Source organism: Pseudomonas sp. FW305-3-2-15-C-LB1, from assembly GCF_058787615.1.
Genome location: NZ_JBYSZX010000003.1, coordinates 315,411 through 332,674 on the forward strand (window position 1 = coordinate 315,411; position 17,264 = coordinate 332,674).

Below are 17,264 nucleotides of genomic sequence, written 5' to 3' on the forward strand. Positions count from 1 at the left end.
CTCGCGTTAAACTGCGCGGGTTTTCAAGCCCCCCATTCTCCGGAGCCTTACATGTCCCGCGTTACCTTGAGTCGCTATTTGATCGAGCAGACCCGCAGCAACAACACGCCTGCCGATCTGCGCTTCCTTATCGAAGTGGTGGCGCGTGCTTGCAAGGAAATCAGCCACGCCGTTTCCAAAGGCGCACTGGGTGGTGTCCTGGGCAGCATGGGCACTGAAAACGTGCAGGGCGAAGTGCAGAAGAAGCTCGACGTCCTGTCCAACGAAATCCTGCTCGAAGCCAACGAATGGGGCGGTCACCTGGCCGGCATGGCGTCCGAAGAAATGGACAATGCCTACCAGATCCCCGGCAAATACCCGAAAGGCGCGTACCTGTTGGTGTTCGACCCACTGGACGGTTCGTCCAACATCGATATCAACGCACCGGTCGGCACCATCTTCTCGGTACTGCGTTGCCCGAATGAATACCTGAGCCAGAACGAAGCGCTGAACGAAAAAGCCTTCCTGCAGCCAGGCACCGAGCAGGTCGCTGCCGGCTACGCGATCTACGGCCCGCAGACCATGCTGGTGCTGACCCTGGGTGACGGCGTCAAGGGCTTCACCCTGGACCGTGAAATGGGCAGCTTCGTACTGACCCACGAAGACATCTCCATTCCTGGGTCGACCCAGGAATTTGCGATCAACATGTCCAACCAGCGCCACTGGGAAGAGCCGGTGAAGCGCTACGTCAACGAGTTGATGGAAGGTGAGGAAGGCCCGTTGAAGAAAAACTTCAACATGCGCTGGGTGGCCGCGATGGTCGCCGACGTGCACCGCATCCTGACCCGTGGTGGCCTGTTCATGTACCCACGCGACAGCCGCGAGCCGTCCAAGCCGGGCAAACTGCGCCTGATGTACGAAGCCAACCCGATGTCGTTCCTGGTTGAGCAGGCGGGCGGCGCGTCCACCGACGGCCATCAGCGCATCCTCGACATTCAGCCGGAAGGCCTGCACCAGCGTGTGGCGGTGTTCCTGGGGTCGAAGGAAGAAGTCGAGCGCGTGACGGCTTACCACAAGAAGTAAGCTGCGGCGACAAGTGACTGGTGTTGTTGTGAGCCGGTTCACCGTTGAAGAAGCCCCGAAACGTTTCAGCGTTTTCGGGGCTTTTTTGTTTTCGCTCATCGGGAACCAGACACCTCTTTTCCCTTCTAAGCTTCTGGCAGATACCCACGCTGCTTCGTCCCTCCAGGAGTGTTTCCATGTCGTTACGCCGTTTCGCTTTGCTGGCTTTTTGCGTGCTGTTGGCCGCTTGCAGCAAGGTCAACCAAGAAAACTATCAAAAATTGTCGGCTGGCATGGCCAAGGCTGAGGTGGAGTCGTTGCTGGGCAAGCCGACCGATTGTTCCGGCGCACTGGGCATGTCCAGTTGTACCTGGGGCGATAAAAACAGCTTTATCAGCGTTCAATATGCCGGTGACAAGGTTCTGATGTTTTCCGGGCAAGGCCTGAAGTAAACCGGGGCGCAAGCCTGCGGGAGAAGAAGAATGATGCGTTTTGTTTTGTTCCTTTGTGCCAGCCTGTTTTTGGCGGGCTGTGCCAGCCATTCTGGCGATGATCTGCAACCCAAGACAGCGAGCAACGTCAACCTCAAGCGTTACCAGGGCACCTGGTATGAGTTGGCCCGATTGCCGATGTACTTCCAGCGCAACTGTGCGCAGTCCGAAGCCCGCTACACCCTGTTGCCCGACGGCGACATGTCGGTGTTCAACCGCTGCCTGACGACCGAATGGAAGTGGGAGGAAGCCAAGGGTACCGCCACCCCGCAAGTGCCGGGCAAGACCGACAAGCTCTGGGTGGAATTCAACAACTGGTTCACCTCGCTGCTGCCGGGCGTCGCCAAGGGCGATTACTGGGTGCTGTATGTCAGCGATGACTACAAGACCGCCATTGTCGGCAGCCCGAGCCGGCGCTACATGTGGATCCTTTCGCGCACGCCAACGGTCAATGCGGACACCCGCGAAGACCTGCTGAGCAGGGCGCGACAGCAGGGGTATGACACCACACGGTTGATCTGGCGTACGTCGGACAAGCAGATGGCGAAGACTTCGCAATAATCTGAGAACTCCTCAATCAATGTGGGAGGGGGCTTGCCCCCGATAGCGGTGTGTCAGTATCTGATTTGCTGGCTGACACTCTGCAATCGGGGGCAAGCCCCCTCCCACCGTTTTTAACCGAGTAAATCCCTCAAGACCTGTGTGAACGCTCGGCTGCTTTCTTCTTCGCCGGCATGTTGCCCATCGCGCACCACCCACTTTCCATTCACCAGCACATCCCGCACCTGCCGATCACCGCCGGCAAACAACCAGCGATTCAGAATCCCGTCCTCGGTCGCCGTGGCCAGGTACGGATCATTACCGTCCAGCACAATCCAATCCGCACGTTTGCCCACTTCCAATCGGCCAATTGGCTGTCCCAGCGCCTGGGCACCACCGTCCAGCGCGGCATCGAACAGCGTGCGCCCAACCATCGGCTGGTCACTGCGATACAAGCGGTTACGCCGTTGATCACGCAGGCGCTGGCCGTATTCCAGCCAGCGCAATTCTTCCACCACGCTCAGTGACACATGGCTGTCGGAGCCGATACCCAGGCGTCCGCCCTGGACGAGGAAGTCCACCGCCGGGAAAATCCCATCACCCAGGTTGGCCTCGGTGGTCAGGCACAAACCGGCAATCGCCCGGCTCTTGGCCATGCGCGTCACCTCATCGGCGTCGGCATGGGTGGCGTGCACCAGGCACCAGCGTTCATCGACGTCGACATTGTCATACAGCCATTGCAGTGGGCGTTTGCCGCTCCAGGCCAGGCAGTCGTCGACTTCCTTCTGCTGCTCGGCAATGTGGATATGCACCGGGCACGCCTTGTCGCTGGCGGCCAGCACTTCGTTGATTTGTTGCGGTGTGACGGCGCGTAGCGAGTGAAAACACAGGCCCAGTTGCTGTGCGGGTTGCGCGGCCAGAATTGGCTGCAGACGCGCTTGCAGCTCCAGATAATTTTCAGTGCTGTTGATAAAGCGTCGCTGGCCTTCATTGGGCGCCTGGCCGCCAAACCCAGAGTGGGTGTAGAGCACCGGCAACAACGTCAGGCCAATCCCGCTGCTGGCCGCCGCCTGGCTGATCTGCCGCGACAATTGTGTGCGATCGGCATAGGGCTGGCCGCTGACGTCATGGTGCACGTAGTGAAACTCGGCCACCGAGGTATAGCCGGCCTTGAGCATCTCGATATACAGCTGGCGCGCGATGACCTGGAGTTGGTCCGGGTCGATCTTGCCGACCATGCGGTACATCAGGTCACGCCAGGTCCAGAAACTGTCATTCGGGTTGCCGGCCACCTCGGCCAAGCCGGCCATGGCACGCTGGAATGCGTGAGAATGCAAGTTCGGCATACCCGCCAAGACCGGCCCTCTCAGCCGTTCGGCCCCCTCTGCGCTGGCATTGGCCCCAACGTTGGTCAGCAGGCCATCGTCGCTGACTTCAAGACGTACATCATTGGCCCATCCATCAGGCAGCAGCGCGCGTTCGGCGAAGAAAGCGGACATGATCAAGGCACCCCGGTCGTGTGTTTATTTGTATATACATATACAGACGTTTGCCTGCTCGGTAAACTCCGGCAATCTATGCATCTTTTTCCCCTGCAAGGATTCCCCGTGCCGACTCCGCCCGCCAACTCTTCGCTGGCTGCCCACATGGACGAAAGTCCGGCGCCCTTGTATGCCCGCGTCAAACAGATGATCAGCCAGCAGATCCTCAACGGCAACTGGCCGCCCCATTACCGCGTGCCATCGGAGAGCGAGTTGGTCAGCCAACTGGGTTTCAGTCGCATGACCATCAACCGCGCCCTGCGCGAACTCACCGCCGAAGGGTTGCTGGTGCGCATGCAAGGCGTCGGCACGTTTGTCGCCGAACCCAAGAGCCAGTCGGCGCTGTTCGAGGTGCACAACATCGCCGATGAGATCGCCTCCCGCGGTCACCGGCATACCTGCCAGGTCATCACCCTGGGTGAAGAGGCCGCCGGTTCCGAGCGCGCCGTTGCCTTGGAGATGCGTGAAGGCGGGCGGGTGTTCCATTCATTGATCGTGCACTTCGAAAACGATATTCCCGTGCAAATCGAAGACCGCTTCGTCAATGCCCTGGTCGCGCCGGAATACCTGCAGCAGGATTTCACCCAGCAAACGCCTTACGCCTACCTGAACCAAGTGGCGCCACTGACCGAAGGCGAGCATGTGGTCGAAGCCATCCTCGCCGATGCGGCCGAATGCAAACTGCTGCAGATCGAGCCCAGTGAGCCGTGCCTGTTGATCCGCCGACGCACCTGGTCGGGTCGCCAGCCGGTGACCGCTGCGCGTTTGATCCACCCCGGTTCCCGTCACAGCCTGGAAGGACGTTTCAGTAAATGAGTAGCGTAAAAGTCTGGCGCGCCGCTGAGTACGTACGCATGCCGTGGAAAAACGGCGGCGGCAGCACTGAAGAAATCACCCGTGATGCAGGTACAGGGCTGGATGGCTTTGGCTGGCGCTTGTCGATTGCGGATATCGCTGAATCCGGCGGTTTCTCCACCTTTGCCGGCTATCAGCGCGTGATCACCGTAATCAAGGGCGCCGGCATGGTCTTGACCGTGGACGGCGAGGAGCAGCGCGGGTTGCTGCCGCTGCAAGCTTTTGCGTTCAAGGGTGACAGCCAGGTGTCATGCCGTTTGATCACCGGGCCGATCCGCGACTTCAACCTGATCTATTCGCCCCAGCGTTACCACGCACGGCTGCAATGGATCGATGGCGAACAGCGCTTCTTCAGCACGGCGCAGACAGTGCTGGTGTTCAGTGTCGCGGATGAAGTGAAGGTGCTGGACCAAAAGCTAGGCCATCACGACTGCCTGCAAGTGGACGGTAACACTGGCCTGCTGGAGGTTGCCGTGAGCGGTCGCTGTTGTGTTATCGAACTGAGCAACAGCTGAGCGCTTGTATCACCGGCGCTCAGCCAGCGTGGGGAGATGGGTTTACTTAACGCACATCAGTTGAAAGCCCATCGAAGAATCGCCCGCGGGTTTGTTGTCTCCCACTTTCAGCGTTAAAACGTTGACGTAGTTGATCGCCGGGACGCTCCCCAACTTGGCGTGGCCGTAGAAGATGTGATCATTGGAGCTGACGTCCGTCACCGACACGGTGCAAAACCGTGGCGCGTCCTTGAACACTCCCGGCACAAACCTGACTTTGTAATCGGAGAAGTAATCAGGTTGGGCGGTGAGTTTCACGTCCTTGATCCACTTGGGTGACTGCGCAGTAATTTTTCCTGTTTTATCAAGGGTCGCAGTAAAGGTGTCGGCAATGGCCTGGACTGAAGCCATGCTTGTCGCCATGAGTACGATAAAGATGCCTGCCCGTTTTAGAGTGGTCACGATAAGTCTTCCATGGTGTTGGGTGTGTGAAAGCCGACTCTAAACCACTGAATATACAAAAAAATCCGTTTTTACTGGGCTACAGATAACTCAGAAAAATCGTCGTTGGGACGCGCCTTTTACCTGGCAGGCCAGGCGCGCCATTTCACTGCTACGCATGCCCACCCTCGATTCCCAACCGTGCGCACCATTTTGTTACCGAATGCCCCAATGCGGCGCAATGCTGCATTGGGGTGACAAACCCCTCTCCCGGGAAGAAACGTCTGCAAGAAATTTCATCAAGCCTCAAAGCCTCAATTTCCAAGGCTTGCACACCCCTTCACAAAAAATCCCGACAACGCCTTTCTAAAGTTGGCCGCTTGATTGCATATGCTTGTATGTACAAGTAAAGATGTGTGCGTAAGACTCTCCTTCGCACCATCCATGTTCGCGCATCATGCCGAGGAGTCCAGTCGTGACCGATTTTTCTAAAGCCAGGCCTACAAAATACCGTGACGTCGAAATCCGTGCCGCCCACGGTAACAAGCTCACCGCCAAAAGCTGGCTGACTGAAGCGCCGCTGCGCATGCTGATGAACAACCTCGATCCACAAGTGGCCGAGAACCCGAAAGAGCTGGTGGTGTATGGCGGTATTGGCCGCGCAGCACGCAACTGGGAGTGCTACGACCAGATCGTCGAGAGCCTCACCCACCTGAATGACGACGAAACCCTGCTGGTGCAATCCGGCAAGCCGGTCGGCGTGTTCAAGACCCACAGCAATGCACCGCGTGTACTGATCGCCAACTCCAACCTGGTGCCGCACTGGGCTAGCTGGGAGCACTTCAACGAACTGGATGCCAAGGGCCTGGCCATGTACGGCCAGATGACCGCCGGCAGCTGGATCTACATCGGCAGCCAGGGCATCGTCCAGGGCACCTACGAAACCTTCGTCGAAGCCGGTCGCCAGCATTACAACAGTGACCTCAAAGGCCGTTGGGTACTGACTGCCGGCCTCGGCGGCATGGGCGGCGCCCAGCCGCTGGCGGCCACTCTGGCTGGCGCCTGCTCGCTGAACATCGAGTGCCAGCAGGTCAGCATCGATTTCCGCCTGAACAGCCGTTATGTCGACGAACAAGCCACCGACCTCGACGACGCCCTGGCACGCATCGCCAAATACACCAAGGAAGGCAAGGCTATCTCCATCGCCCTGCTGGGCAACGCCGCCGAAATCCTGCCGGAACTGGTCAAGCGTGGCGTGCGCCCGGACATGGTCACCGACCAGACCAGCGCCCACGACCCCCTCAACGGTTACCTGCCCGCTGGCTGGACCTGGGACGAATACCGCGCCCGCGCCAAGACCGAGCCCGCCGCCGTGATCAAGGCCGCCAAGCAGTCGATGGCCGTGCACGTCAAAGCCATGCTGGAATTCCAGAAGCAAGGCATCCCGACTTTCGACTACGGCAACAACATCCGCCAGATGGCCCAGGAAGAGGGCGTGGAAAACGCCTTCGATTTCCCGGGTTTCGTTCCGGCCTATATCCGCCCGCTGTTCTGCCGTGGCATCGGCCCGTTCCGCTGGGCGGCGCTGTCCGGTGACCCGCAGGACATCTACAAGACCGACGCCAAAGTCAAAGAGCTGATCCCGGACGACGCGCACCTGCACAACTGGCTGGACATGGCCCGCGAACGCATCAGCTTTCAGGGCCTGCCGGCACGTATCTGCTGGGTTGGCCTGGGCCAGCGCGCCAAGCTCGGCCTGGCGTTCAACGAAATGGTGCGCAGCGGCGAGTTGTCGGCACCGGTGGTGATCGGCCGTGACCACCTCGATTCCGGCTCGGTCGCAAGCCCGAACCGCGAAACCGAAGCCATGCAGGACGGCTCCGACGCCGTATCCGACTGGCCGCTGCTCAACGCTCTGCTCAACACCGCGAGCGGCGCGACCTGGGTGTCGCTGCACCACGGTGGTGGTGTGGGCATGGGCTTCTCCCAGCACTCCGGCATGGTCATCGTCTGCGACGGTACCGATGAAGCGGCTGAGCGGATCGCCCGTGTGCTGCACAACGACCCGGCCACCGGGGTGATGCGCCACGCAGACGCCGGCTACCAGATCGCGATCGATTGCGCCAAGGAGCAGGGCTTGAACCTGCCGATGATCAAGTAAGCCAGCACCACCCTGAAACAATCCATCAGAGGTTGAACCGACATGGCTGCAAATGACACCACCCCGTTGATCGAAAGGCGTTCGATCGACTACATCCCGGAAGCGGAAAGACACGGTCGTCTGTTCAGCCAGTTCACCCTGTGGATGGGCGCCAACCTGCAGATCACCGCGATTGTCACCGGGGCCCTGGCCGTGGTGCTGGGCGGTGATGTGTTCTGGTCGTTGATCGGTCTGTTGATCGGTCAACTGATCGGCGGTGGGGTCATGGCGTTGCATGCGGCGCAAGGGCCCAAGCTGGGCCTGCCGCAGATGATCTCCAGCCGGGTGCAGTTCGGTGTGTATGGCGCGGCGATTCCGATCGTGCTGGTGTGCCTGATGTACCTGGGTTTCACCGCCACCGGCACCGTGCTTTCGGGGCAGGCGCTGGGCCAGTTGTTCGGGGTCAGCGACAGCGTGGGCATCCTGATTTTCGCCAGTGTGATCGTGCTGGTCACGGTGCTCGGCTACCGGGTGATCCATTTCATTGGTCGCGTCGCCAGCGTCATTGGCGTGGTCGCCTTTGTCTACCTGTTCAGCCGGCTGATGAGCCAGACCGATGTGGGCGCACTCCTGCAAATCCGCCACTTCAGCTGGAGCAGTTTCCTGCTGGCGGTATCGCTCGCGGCCTCCTGGCAGATTGCCTTCGGCCCGTACGTGGCGGACTACTCGCGTTACCTGCCAAGCAAGACGTCATCGGTGAAAACCTTTTTCGCCGCCGGCGCCGGTTCGGTGGTGGGCGCGCAGGTGGCCATGGTGCTGGGCGTGTTTGCCGCGGCCATGTCCAACGGTCAGTTCGCCGGGCATGAAGTGGCGTACATCGTGGGCTTGAGTGGCACGGGTGCTACCGCTGCGTTGCTGTACTTCAGCATCGCGTTCGGCAAGGTCACCATCTCGACGCTGAACTCCTACGGCAGCTTCATGTGCATCGCGACCATCATCAGCGGCTTTCGTGGTCGCCTGGAGGTCACGCGCCTGCAGCGCCTGGTGTTCGTGCTGGCGATTGTCGGCACGGCGACCCTGATCGCATTGCTCGGCCAGCACTCGTTCCTGGGGGCGTTCAAGTCCTTCATCCTGTTCCTGCTGGCGTTCTTCACGCCCTGGAGCGCGATCAACCTGGTGGACTACTACTGCATCACTCGCGAGCGCTATGACGTACCGGCGCTGGCCGACCCGAACGGTCGCTATGGCCGCTGGAACCTGCTGGGAATCAGCGTCTACGTGTTCGGCGTGCTGGTGCAGTTGCCGTTCATCTCCACCAAGTTCTACACAGGTCCCTTGGTGGCCGCGCTGGGTGATGTGGATATCTCCTGGATCATCGGCCTGATACTGCCCGCAGCGCTGTATTACCTGTGTGCGAAAAAATGGCACGGCACCGTGCCCGATCAACTGATCCTGCCAACAGAGCAGGGCGCTATACCCACAACAAACGGGCTGGCTGCACAGGCCTGATGGGACGTGGACAGGGCAGGATGCCTACTGACTGCCGTAATCCATTTCAAGATTGGGAGCGTCACAACAATGAAAATGCATAAAACCCTGATGGCTACCTTGCTCTCTGCGGGCTTGCTGGCCAGCGCTGGCGCCCAGGCAGCCGGTTGGTGCGAATCCGGCAAACCGGTGAAATTCGCCGGGCTGAACTGGGAGAGCGGCATGTTGCTCACTGACATCCTGCAAACCGTGCTGGAAAAAGGCTACGACTGCAAAACCGACAGCCTGCCGGGCAACTCCATCACCATGGAAAACGCCCTGAGCAGCAATGATATCCAGGTGTTTGCCGAAGAGTGGGTCGGCCGCAGCGAGGTCTGGAACAAGGCCGAGAAGGCCGGCAAAGTCGTCGGCGTCGGTGCCCCTGTAGTGGGCGCTATCGAAGGCTGGTACGTGCCGCGCTATGTGATCGAAGGCGACGCCAAGCGCAAGCTGGAACCCAAGGCCCCGGACCTGAAAAACATCGCCGACCTGGCCAAGTACGCCTCGGTGTTCAAGGACCAGGAAGAGCCCTCCAAGGGCCGTTTCTACAACTGTCCGGCCGGCTGGACCTGCGAGCTCGACAACAGCGAGATGCTGAAAAGCTACGGGCTGGAAAGCACCTACACCAACTTCCGCCCAGGCACCGGCCCGGCGCTGGATGCGGCGGTGCTGTCGAGCTACAAGCGTGGCGAGCCGATCCTGTTCTACTACTGGTCGCCCACGCCGCTGATGGGCCAGGTCGATTTGGTCAAGCTGGAAGAAAAACCCGGCGTGGATAAAAGCGTGAGCATCAAGGTCGGCTTGTCCAAGACCTTCCACGAGCAAGCCCCTGAATTGGTGGCCGTGCTGGAAAAGGTCAACCTGCCCATCGACCTGCTGAACCAGAACCTGGGCCGCATGGCCAAGGAGCGAATTGAGTCGCCAAAACTGGCGAAAATTTTCCTCAAGGAACATCCTGAAGTCTGGCACGCCTGGGTGAGCGACGACGCAGCCAAGAAAATCGACGCGGCCTTGTAGGTCAAGCGTGCCCGGCTACCCTGAAGGGCCGGCCGGGCGCCTGGCCACAACCCACTGGATCGAGAGCACGATATGTTTCCTGAGAGTTTTACGTTTTCCATCGCCGACTGGGTCAACGGTTGGGTGGACTCACTGGTCACCAACTACGGCGATGTGTTCCGGCACATCTCCGACACCCTGCTGTGGGCCATCGTCAACCTGGAAGGCTTGCTGCGCGCAGCGCCCTGGTGGCTGATGCTGGCCATCGTCGGCGCCGTCGCCTGGCACGCGACCCGCAAGGTGGTGACCACGGCGGTGATCGTCGGCCTGCTGTTCCTGGTGGGCGCGGTTGGCCTGTGGGACAAGCTGATGCAGACCCTGGCCCTGATGATGGTCGCTACGGTGATCTCGGTGCTGATCGGCATTCCGCTGGGCATCCTGTCGGCGCGCAGCAATCGCTTGCGTTCGGTATTGATGCCGCTGCTGGACATCATGCAGACCATGCCGAGCTTCGTGTACCTGATCCCGGTGCTGATGCTGTTCGGCCTGGGCAAGGTCCCGGCGATTTTCGCCACGGTGATCTACGCCGCGCCACCGCTGATTCGCCTCACCGACCTGGGCATTCGCCAGGTCGACGGTGAAGTCATGGAAGCCATCAACGCCTTCGGTGCCAACCGCTGGCAGCAACTGTTCGGTGTGCAACTGCCGCTGGCGTTGCCGAGCATCATGGCCGGTATCAACCAGACCACCATGATGGCGCTGTCGATGGTGGTGATCGCCTCGATGATCGGCGCCCGTGGCTTGGGTGAAGACGTACTCGTCGGCATCCAGACCCTCAACGTCGGGCGTGGCCTTGAAGCTGGCCTGGCCATCGTGATTCTCGCAGTGGTCATCGACCGCATTACCCAGGCCTATGGTCGTCCACGGCATGAGGCGAGCAAATGACTACTGTCAGCAAAATCGAAGTCAAAAACGTCTTCAAGATCTTCGGCGCGCGTTCCAAGGATGCGCTGTCGTTGATCGGCCAGGGCAAGACCAAGGACCAGGTGCTGGCCGAGACCGGCTGCGTGGTCGGTGTGAACGACCTGTCCCTGAGCATCGGCACCGGTGAGATCTTTGTGATCATGGGGCTGTCGGGTTCCGGCAAGTCCACACTGGTGCGTCACTTCAACCGCCTGATCGACCCCACCAGCGGCGCGATCCTGGTGGACGGCGAAGACATCCTGCAACTGGACATGGAAGCCCTGCGCCAATTCCGTCGGCACAAGATCAGCATGGTGTTCCAGAGCTTCGGCCTGCTGCCCCACAAGAGCGTGCTCGACAACGTCGCCTATGGCCTGAAGGTGCGTGGCGAAACCAAGCAGGTCTGCGCCGAGCGCGCGTTGCAGTGGATCGAAACCGTGGGCCTCAAGGGCTACGAAAACAAATACCCGCACCAGCTCTCCGGCGGCATGCGCCAGCGTGTCGGCCTGGCCCGCGCCTTGGCGGCTGACACCGACATCATCCTGATGGACGAAGCCTTCAGCGCACTCGACCCGCTGATCCGCGCCGAGATGCAGGACCAGTTGCTGGAACTGCAAAAGACCCTGCACAAGACCATCGTGTTCATCACCCACGACCTCGACGAGGCCGTGCGTATCGGCAACCGCATTGCGATCCTCAAGGACGGCAAGCTGATCCAGGTCGGCACGCCTCGGGAGATCCTGCATTCGCCGGCGGATGAGTATGTGGATCGGTTTGTCCAGCGGCGGGCGGCGGTGGTCTGATCTGGATGTGTTGGTGAGGCTGATGGCCTCATCGGGGGCAAGCCCCCTCCCACAGGGGAATGCATTCCAAATGTGGGAGGGGGCTTGCCCCCGATAAGGCCGGTAAGGCTGCACAAGAATTGAAGAGAGTATGAACATGTCCCAGGCAACAAAAATCACCATCGCCGACACCCCGCTGCGCTGGCAGGACGTGGTCGCCGTCGCCCGCCACGGCGCCGTGCTCGAACTCTCGGGCCAGGCCTGGGCGCGCATCGACAATGCCCAGGCCATTGTGCAGCGCATCGTCACCAGCGGTGAGCGCGCCTATGGGGTGAACACCGGCCTGGGCGCGCTGTGCAATGTGTCGCTCAAGGGCGAGCAACTCAGCCAACTGTCGCGCAACACCTTGCTCAGCCACGCCTGTGGCGTCGGCCCGGTGCTGAGCGACGAGCAGACCCGCGCGATCATCTGCGCCGCCATCATCAACTACAGCCACGGCAAATCCGGCCTGCATCCGCAGGTGGTGCATTCGCTGCTGGCGCTGCTCAACCACGGCATCACGCCGCAAGTGCCATCCCAGGGCTCGGTGGGTTACCTGACCCATATGGCCCATGTTGGTGTGGCTTTGCTGGGCGTGGGTAACGTGAGTTACCAAGGTCGGGTCGTTCCGGCTCAAGAGGCATTGAGCGCGGAAGGTCTGCAGCCGGTGGTGCTCGGCGCCAAGGACGGCCTGTGCCTGGTCAACGGCACGCCGTGCATGACCGGCCTGAGCTGCCTGGCCCTGGCTGACGCCCATCACTTGCTGCAATGGGCTGACGTGATCGGCGCCATGAGTTTCGAAGCCCAGCGTGGGCAGATCGATGCCTTCGATGAAGAAATCATCGCGCTCAAGCCGCACCCGGGCATGCAGCACGTGGGGACCCATCTGCGCGCCTTGCTCGATGGCAGTGAAGTGATCGCCAGCAGCAAAGGCATCCGTACCCAGGACGCCCTGAGCATTCGTTCGATCCCGCAGATCCACGGCGCGGCCCGCGACCAGGTAGAGCACGCCACCCGTCAGATCGAGACCGAACTCAACAGCGCCACCGATAACCCGCTGGTGCTCGGCACGCCGGAACACTACCGCGTGGTGTCCCAGGCCAACCCGCACGGCCAGTCCGTGGCGCTGGCGGCGGACATGCTGGCGATCGCCATGGCCGAAATCGGTTCGGTGGCCGAACGTCGCCTGGACCGCCTGATCAATCCGCACGTCAGCGGCTTGCCGGCGTTCCTGGTCAGCAACCCCGGGGTCAACTCCGGGATGATGATCGTGCAGTACGTCGCCGCCTCCCTGTGCGGGCAAAACCGCCAACTGGCGCAACCGGCGGTGCTCGACAACTTCGTCACCTCGGGCCTGCAGGAAGACCACCTGAGCATGGGCACCAATGCCGCGCTCAAGCTGCACCAGGTGCTGGCCAACGTGACCCAGATTCTCGCCATCGAGTACTTGTTGGCGGCCCAGGCGTTCGAGTTTCTCAAGGAACAACGTTTCGGCGCCGGCACCGACCGTGCCTGGCGGTTGTTGCGTGAAGTCGTCCCGGCCTATGAACAGGACCGCTGGCTGGCGCCGGACATTGCCGCCGCCGCTCAGTTGCTGAAAAACACCGATTTACCGAATGTGCACTTTTAAAAGAACAATTCAGAAGGAGTATGAATGTGACTGCGCTAAACCTGATTCCAGGCCAACTGAGCCTTGCCCAGCTGCGAGCCATCTACCAGCAGCCGGTAACCCTCAGTCTGGATGACAGCGCTACGGCGCAGATCGACGCCAGTGTGGCCTGCGTGGAGCAGATTCTCGCCGAGAACCGCACCGCCTACGGCATCAACACCGGTTTCGGCCTGCTGGCCTCGACCCGCATCGCCAGCGAAGACCTGGAAAACCTCCAGCGTTCCCTGGTGCTGTCCCACGCCGCCGGCGTCGGTGAGCCGATCAGCGATGCGCTGGTGCGGCTGGTCATGGTGCTCAAGGTCAACAGTCTGAGCCGTGGATTCTCCGGCATCCGCCGCCAGGTGATCGACGCGCTGATCGCGCTGATCAACGCGGAGGTATACCCGCATATTCCGCTGAAAGGTTCGGTGGGTGCCTCCGGCGACCTGGCGCCGTTGGCGCACATGTCCCTGGTGCTGCTGGGCGAAGGCAAGGCACGCTACAAAGGCGAGTGGCTGGAAGCGATCGACGCGCTGAAAGTCGCCGGCCTCACGCCGCTGACCCTTGCCGCCAAAGAAGGCCTGGCGTTGCTCAACGGCACGCAGGTGTCGACGGCTTATGCACTGCGTGGCCTGTTCGAAGGTGAGGACCTGTTCGCCGGCGCCCTGGCCTGCGGCGGCCTCACCGTGGAAGCGGTGCTGGGTTCGCGTTCGCCGTTCGACGCGCGTATCCACGCGGCTCGCGGCCAGCGCGGCCAGATCGACGCGGCAGCGGCCTACCGCGACTTGCTCGGCGAAAGCAGCCAGGTGTCCCAGTCGCACCAGAACTGCGACAAGGTGCAAGACCCGTACTCGCTGCGCTGCCAGCCACAAGTCATGGGCGCCTGCCTGACCCAGTTCCGCCAGGCCGCTGAAGTGCTGGTGGTCGAGGCCAATGCCGTGTCGGACAACCCACTGGTGTTTGCCGCTGAAGCCGACGTGATTTCCGGTGGCAACTTCCACGCCGAACCGGTGGCCATGGCGGCCGACAACATGGCGCTGGCCATCGCCGAAATCGGCTCCCTGAGTGAGCGCCGTATCTCGTTGATGATGGACAAGCACATGTCGCAACTGCCGCCGTTCCTGGTGGGCAATGGCGGTGTGAACTCCGGTTTCATGATCGCCCAGGTGACCGCTGCCGCGCTCGCCAGCGAGAACAAGGCGTTGTCTCATCCCCATAGCGTCGATAGCCTGCCGACCTCCGCCAACCAGGAAGACCACGTGTCGATGGCCCCGGCTGCGGGCAAACGCCTGTGGGAAATGGCTGAGAACACCCGTGGCATTCTCGCGGTTGAGTGGCTGGCCGCGTGCCAGGGCCTGGACCTGCGCGAAGGCCTGAAAACTTCGCCGAAGCTGGAAAAGGCGCGTGGCATCCTGCGCGCCAAAGTGGGCTTCTATGACAAGGACCGCTTCTTCGCCCCGGACATCAATGCCGCCAGCGAACTGCTCGCCACTCGCTGCCTCAACGAGCTGCTGCCAGCTCGGTTGCTGCCGAGCCTGTAACTGCGCACGCGATCCAATGTGGGAGCTGTCGAGCCCCAGCGAGGCTGCGAAGACGGCGGCACTGGCGATGGAGATGTTGAGCCTGAACCACCGCTTTCGCAGGCAAGCCACCCACAGGGATTAGTTTCACCGACCACAGACGGAGGCGTTGATGAAAACGCTATGGCAACACTGCCACATTGCAACCATGGCCCAGGGCAAATACTCGATCATCGAGGATGCCGCCCTGGTCACCGCCGGTTCGCTCATCGAGTGGGTCGGCCCGCGCAGTCAAGTCCCTGCGGCGGATTACGCCCAGGTGCATGACCTGCGTGGCGCATGGGTCACCCCCGGGCTGATCGACTGCCACACCCACACGGTGTTCGGCGGTAACCGCAGCGGCGAATTCGAGCAGCGTCTCGAAGGCGTGAGCTACGCCGAGATCGCGGCCAAGGGCGGCGGTATTGCCAGCACGGTGCGCGCCACTCGCGCCGCAACCGAAGATGAGCTGTTTGCCAGTGCTGAAAAACGCCTGCGCAGTCTGCTACGGGACGGTGTCACCACCGTGGAGATCAAGTCCGGCTACGGCCTGGACCTGGCCAACGAGCGCAAGATGCTGCGTGTGGCCCGTCGCCTCGGTGAAGCCCTGCCGGTCAGCGTGCGCGCCACATGCCTGGCGGCCCACGCGTTGCCGCCGGAGTACAAGGACCGCGCCGACGATTACATCGAGCACATCTGCGCCGAGATGCTGCCGGCCCTGGCCGCGGAAGGGCTGGTGGACGCGGTGGATGCGTTCTGTGAATACCTGGCGTTTTCCACCGAGCAGGTGGAGCGGGTGTTCAAGGTCGCCCAGCAACTGGGCTTGCCGGTGAAGCTGCACGCCGAGCAGCTTTCGTCGCTGCACGGCTCCAGCCTGGCCGCGCGTTACCAGGCGCTGTCGGCGGATCACCTGGAGTTCATGACCGAAGCAGACGCCATCGCCATGGCCGCCTCCGGCACCGTCGCGGTGTTGCTGCCGGGCGCGTTCTACTTCCTGCGCGAAACCCAGTTGCCGCCGATGGACGCCCTGCGCAAACACGGCGTGAAGATCGCCATCGCCAGCGACCTCAACCCCGGCACCTCGCCAGCGCTGTCGGTGCGCCTGATGCTGAACATGGCCTGCACCCTGTTCCGCATGACCCCGGAAGAAGCCCTGGCCGGTGCCACGCAACATGCGGCTACCGCATTAGGCATGGGCGACACCCACGGCTCCCTGGAAGTGGGCAAGGTCGCGGATTTTGTCGCCTGGCAAATCGATCGCCCCGCCGACCTCGCCTACTGGTTGGGTGGCGAGCTGGATAAACGCGTCGTGCGCCATGGCGTCGACGTCACTGTGTGAGGAGTACTGCTTGTGGATAAGGTTCTGAACTTCAAACAAGGCCGCGTTCCGCTACTGATCAGCATGCCCCATGCCGGTCTGCGCCTGACGCCTGCGGTCGAAGCGGGGTTGATCCCCGAGGCGCAAAGCCTGCCGGATACCGATTGGCACATTCCTGCGCTGTATGACTTCGCCGAAGAGCTGGGCGCCAGCACCCTGGCCGCCGAATACTCGCGGTTTGTCATCGACCTGAACCGGCCATCCGACGACAAGCCGCTGTACGCCGGCGCGACCACCGGGCTGTACCCGGCAACGCTGTTCGACGGCGTGCCGTTGTTCCGCGAAGGGCTGGAGCCGTCCCCGGAGGAACGCGTCAGCTACCTCCAGAAAATCTGGGGGCCGTACCACCGTGCCCTGCAAGAAGAACTGGCGCGCCTCAAGGCCGAGTTCGGCTATGCCTTGCTGTTCGATGCGCACTCGATCCGCTCGGTGATCCCGCACCTGTTCGACGGCAAGCTGCCGGACTTCAACCTTGGCACTTTCAATGGCGCCGCGTGTGATCCCGAATTGGCCTGCCAATTGGAAGCCATTTGCGCCGCGCACCCGCAGTACTCCCATGTACTGAACGGGCGCTTCAAGGGCGGCCACATCACCCGGCATTACGGCGATCCGGCTCAGGATGTCCACGCGGTGCAGTTGGAGTTGTGCCAGAGCACTTATATGGAAGAGGTTGAACCGTTTCGGTATCGCCCTGATTTGGCCGAACCGACGCGGGTGGTGTTGAAGCAATTGCTGGAGGGGGTATTGGCCTGGGGGCAAGCGCGCTATCGGTGAATTGGGGGGCTCCTGAAATAGCTATCGGGGGCAAGCCCCCTCCCACCTTTTGATT

Annotated in this window: 16 protein-coding genes; 14 read left to right on the top strand and 2 right to left on the bottom strand. The window is 61.5% G+C overall.

All coding sequences use genetic code 11. The features are described from left to right. The first annotated feature begins 51 nt into the window (after positions 1-51). The 3 genes from AC3WP7_RS08235 (at position 52) to AC3WP7_RS08245 (ending at position 2,093) form a co-directional block, all read left to right on the top strand. Positions 52-1,062 (top strand): class 1 fructose-bisphosphatase, encoded by a 1,011-nt coding sequence (locus AC3WP7_RS08235; protein WP_092246301.1) that lies wholly within the window; start codon positions 52-54, stop codon positions 1,060-1,062. Positions 1,063-1,238: 176 nt separating this feature from the next. Continuing rightward, entirely contained in the window at positions 1,239-1,493 is a 255-nt protein-coding gene (locus AC3WP7_RS08240; protein WP_092246304.1) for a hypothetical protein, read from the top strand. Positions 1,494-1,523: 30 nt separating this feature from the next. Continuing rightward, positions 1,524-2,093, top strand: a complete 570-nt coding sequence (locus tag AC3WP7_RS08245; RefSeq protein WP_058423714.1) for a lipocalin family protein — start codon at positions 1,524-1,526, stop codon at positions 2,091-2,093. Between the two features lie 113 nt (positions 2,094-2,206). Here the strand turns inward: AC3WP7_RS08245 and AC3WP7_RS08250 are convergent, their stop codons facing one another. Continuing rightward, on the bottom strand, positions 2,207-3,571 hold the full coding sequence (locus AC3WP7_RS08250) for a formimidoylglutamate deiminase (RefSeq protein ID WP_102591502.1): 1,365 nt from the start codon (positions 3,569-3,571) through the stop codon (positions 2,207-2,209). 147 nt (positions 3,572-3,718) lie between these two features. Between AC3WP7_RS08250 and hutC the strand changes: the two genes are divergently transcribed. Together hutC and AC3WP7_RS08260 are read left to right on the top strand one after the other, a co-directional pair. Beyond that, positions 3,719-4,429, top strand: a complete 711-nt coding sequence (hutC, locus tag AC3WP7_RS08255) for a histidine utilization transcriptional repressor HutC (protein ID WP_173668614.1) — start codon at positions 3,719-3,721, stop codon at positions 4,427-4,429. Further along, entirely contained in the window at positions 4,426-4,983 is a 558-nt protein-coding gene (locus AC3WP7_RS08260) for a HutD/Ves family protein (protein ID WP_092246310.1), read from the top strand. Before hutC ends, AC3WP7_RS08260 begins: the two co-directional genes overlap by 4 nt. A 42-nt stretch (positions 4,984-5,025) precedes the next feature. On the opposite strand, the gene AC3WP7_RS08265 is transcribed toward AC3WP7_RS08260, so the two are convergent. Beyond that, complete coding sequence (locus AC3WP7_RS08265) at positions 5,026-5,424, bottom strand: hypothetical protein (protein ID WP_092246313.1); 399 nt, start codon at positions 5,422-5,424, stop codon at positions 5,026-5,028. Between the two features lie 436 nt (positions 5,425-5,860). Between AC3WP7_RS08265 and hutU the strand changes: the two genes are divergently transcribed. The 9 genes from hutU to hutG all read left to right on the top strand — a co-directional run bounded on the left by hutU (position 5,861) and on the right by hutG (position 17,209). Beyond that, the gene (gene hutU / locus AC3WP7_RS08270; protein ID WP_071492409.1) at positions 5,861-7,564 is read left to right on the top strand and encodes a urocanate hydratase; all 1,704 of its coding nucleotides are present in this window, start codon (positions 5,861-5,863) and stop codon (positions 7,562-7,564) included. A gap of 42 nt (positions 7,565-7,606) precedes the next feature. Then, positions 7,607-9,052 (top strand): purine-cytosine permease family protein, encoded by a 1,446-nt coding sequence (locus AC3WP7_RS08275; RefSeq protein WP_102591503.1) that lies wholly within the window; start codon positions 7,607-7,609, stop codon positions 9,050-9,052. Positions 9,053-9,121: 69 nt separating this feature from the next. Next, positions 9,122-10,087: an ABC transporter substrate-binding protein gene (locus AC3WP7_RS08280; RefSeq protein ID WP_071492407.1), complete on the top strand. Its 966-nt coding sequence runs from the start codon at positions 9,122-9,124 to the stop codon at positions 10,085-10,087. Positions 10,088-10,159: 72 nt separating this feature from the next. Then, the gene (locus tag AC3WP7_RS08285; RefSeq protein WP_012721776.1) at positions 10,160-11,011 is read left to right on the top strand and encodes an ABC transporter permease; all 852 of its coding nucleotides are present in this window, start codon (positions 10,160-10,162) and stop codon (positions 11,009-11,011) included. After that, on the top strand, positions 11,008-11,832 hold the full coding sequence (locus tag AC3WP7_RS08290) for a quaternary amine ABC transporter ATP-binding protein (RefSeq protein WP_058423708.1): 825 nt from the start codon (positions 11,008-11,010) through the stop codon (positions 11,830-11,832). The genes AC3WP7_RS08285 and AC3WP7_RS08290 overlap by 4 nt, the downstream gene beginning before the upstream one ends. A gap of 136 nt (positions 11,833-11,968) precedes the next feature. Further along, positions 11,969-13,480 carry a histidine ammonia-lyase gene (gene hutH, locus AC3WP7_RS08295; protein ID WP_092246676.1) on the top strand — a complete coding sequence of 504 codons (1,512 nt, stop codon included), beginning with the start codon at positions 11,969-11,971 and terminating at the stop codon, positions 13,478-13,480. A 20-nt stretch (positions 13,481-13,500) separates the two neighbouring features. Then, on the top strand, positions 13,501-15,039 hold the full coding sequence (gene hutH, locus AC3WP7_RS08300) for a histidine ammonia-lyase (protein ID WP_093513492.1): 1,539 nt from the start codon (positions 13,501-13,503) through the stop codon (positions 15,037-15,039). 151 nt (positions 15,040-15,190) lie between these two features. After that, complete coding sequence (gene hutI / locus AC3WP7_RS08305; RefSeq protein WP_092246322.1) at positions 15,191-16,396, top strand: imidazolonepropionase; 1,206 nt, start codon at positions 15,191-15,193, stop codon at positions 16,394-16,396. A 12-nt stretch (positions 16,397-16,408) separates the two neighbouring features. Continuing rightward, positions 16,409-17,209 (top strand): N-formylglutamate deformylase, encoded by an 801-nt coding sequence (hutG, locus tag AC3WP7_RS08310; RefSeq protein WP_092246324.1) that lies wholly within the window; start codon positions 16,409-16,411, stop codon positions 17,207-17,209. Positions 17,210-17,264 lie beyond the last annotated feature (55 nt).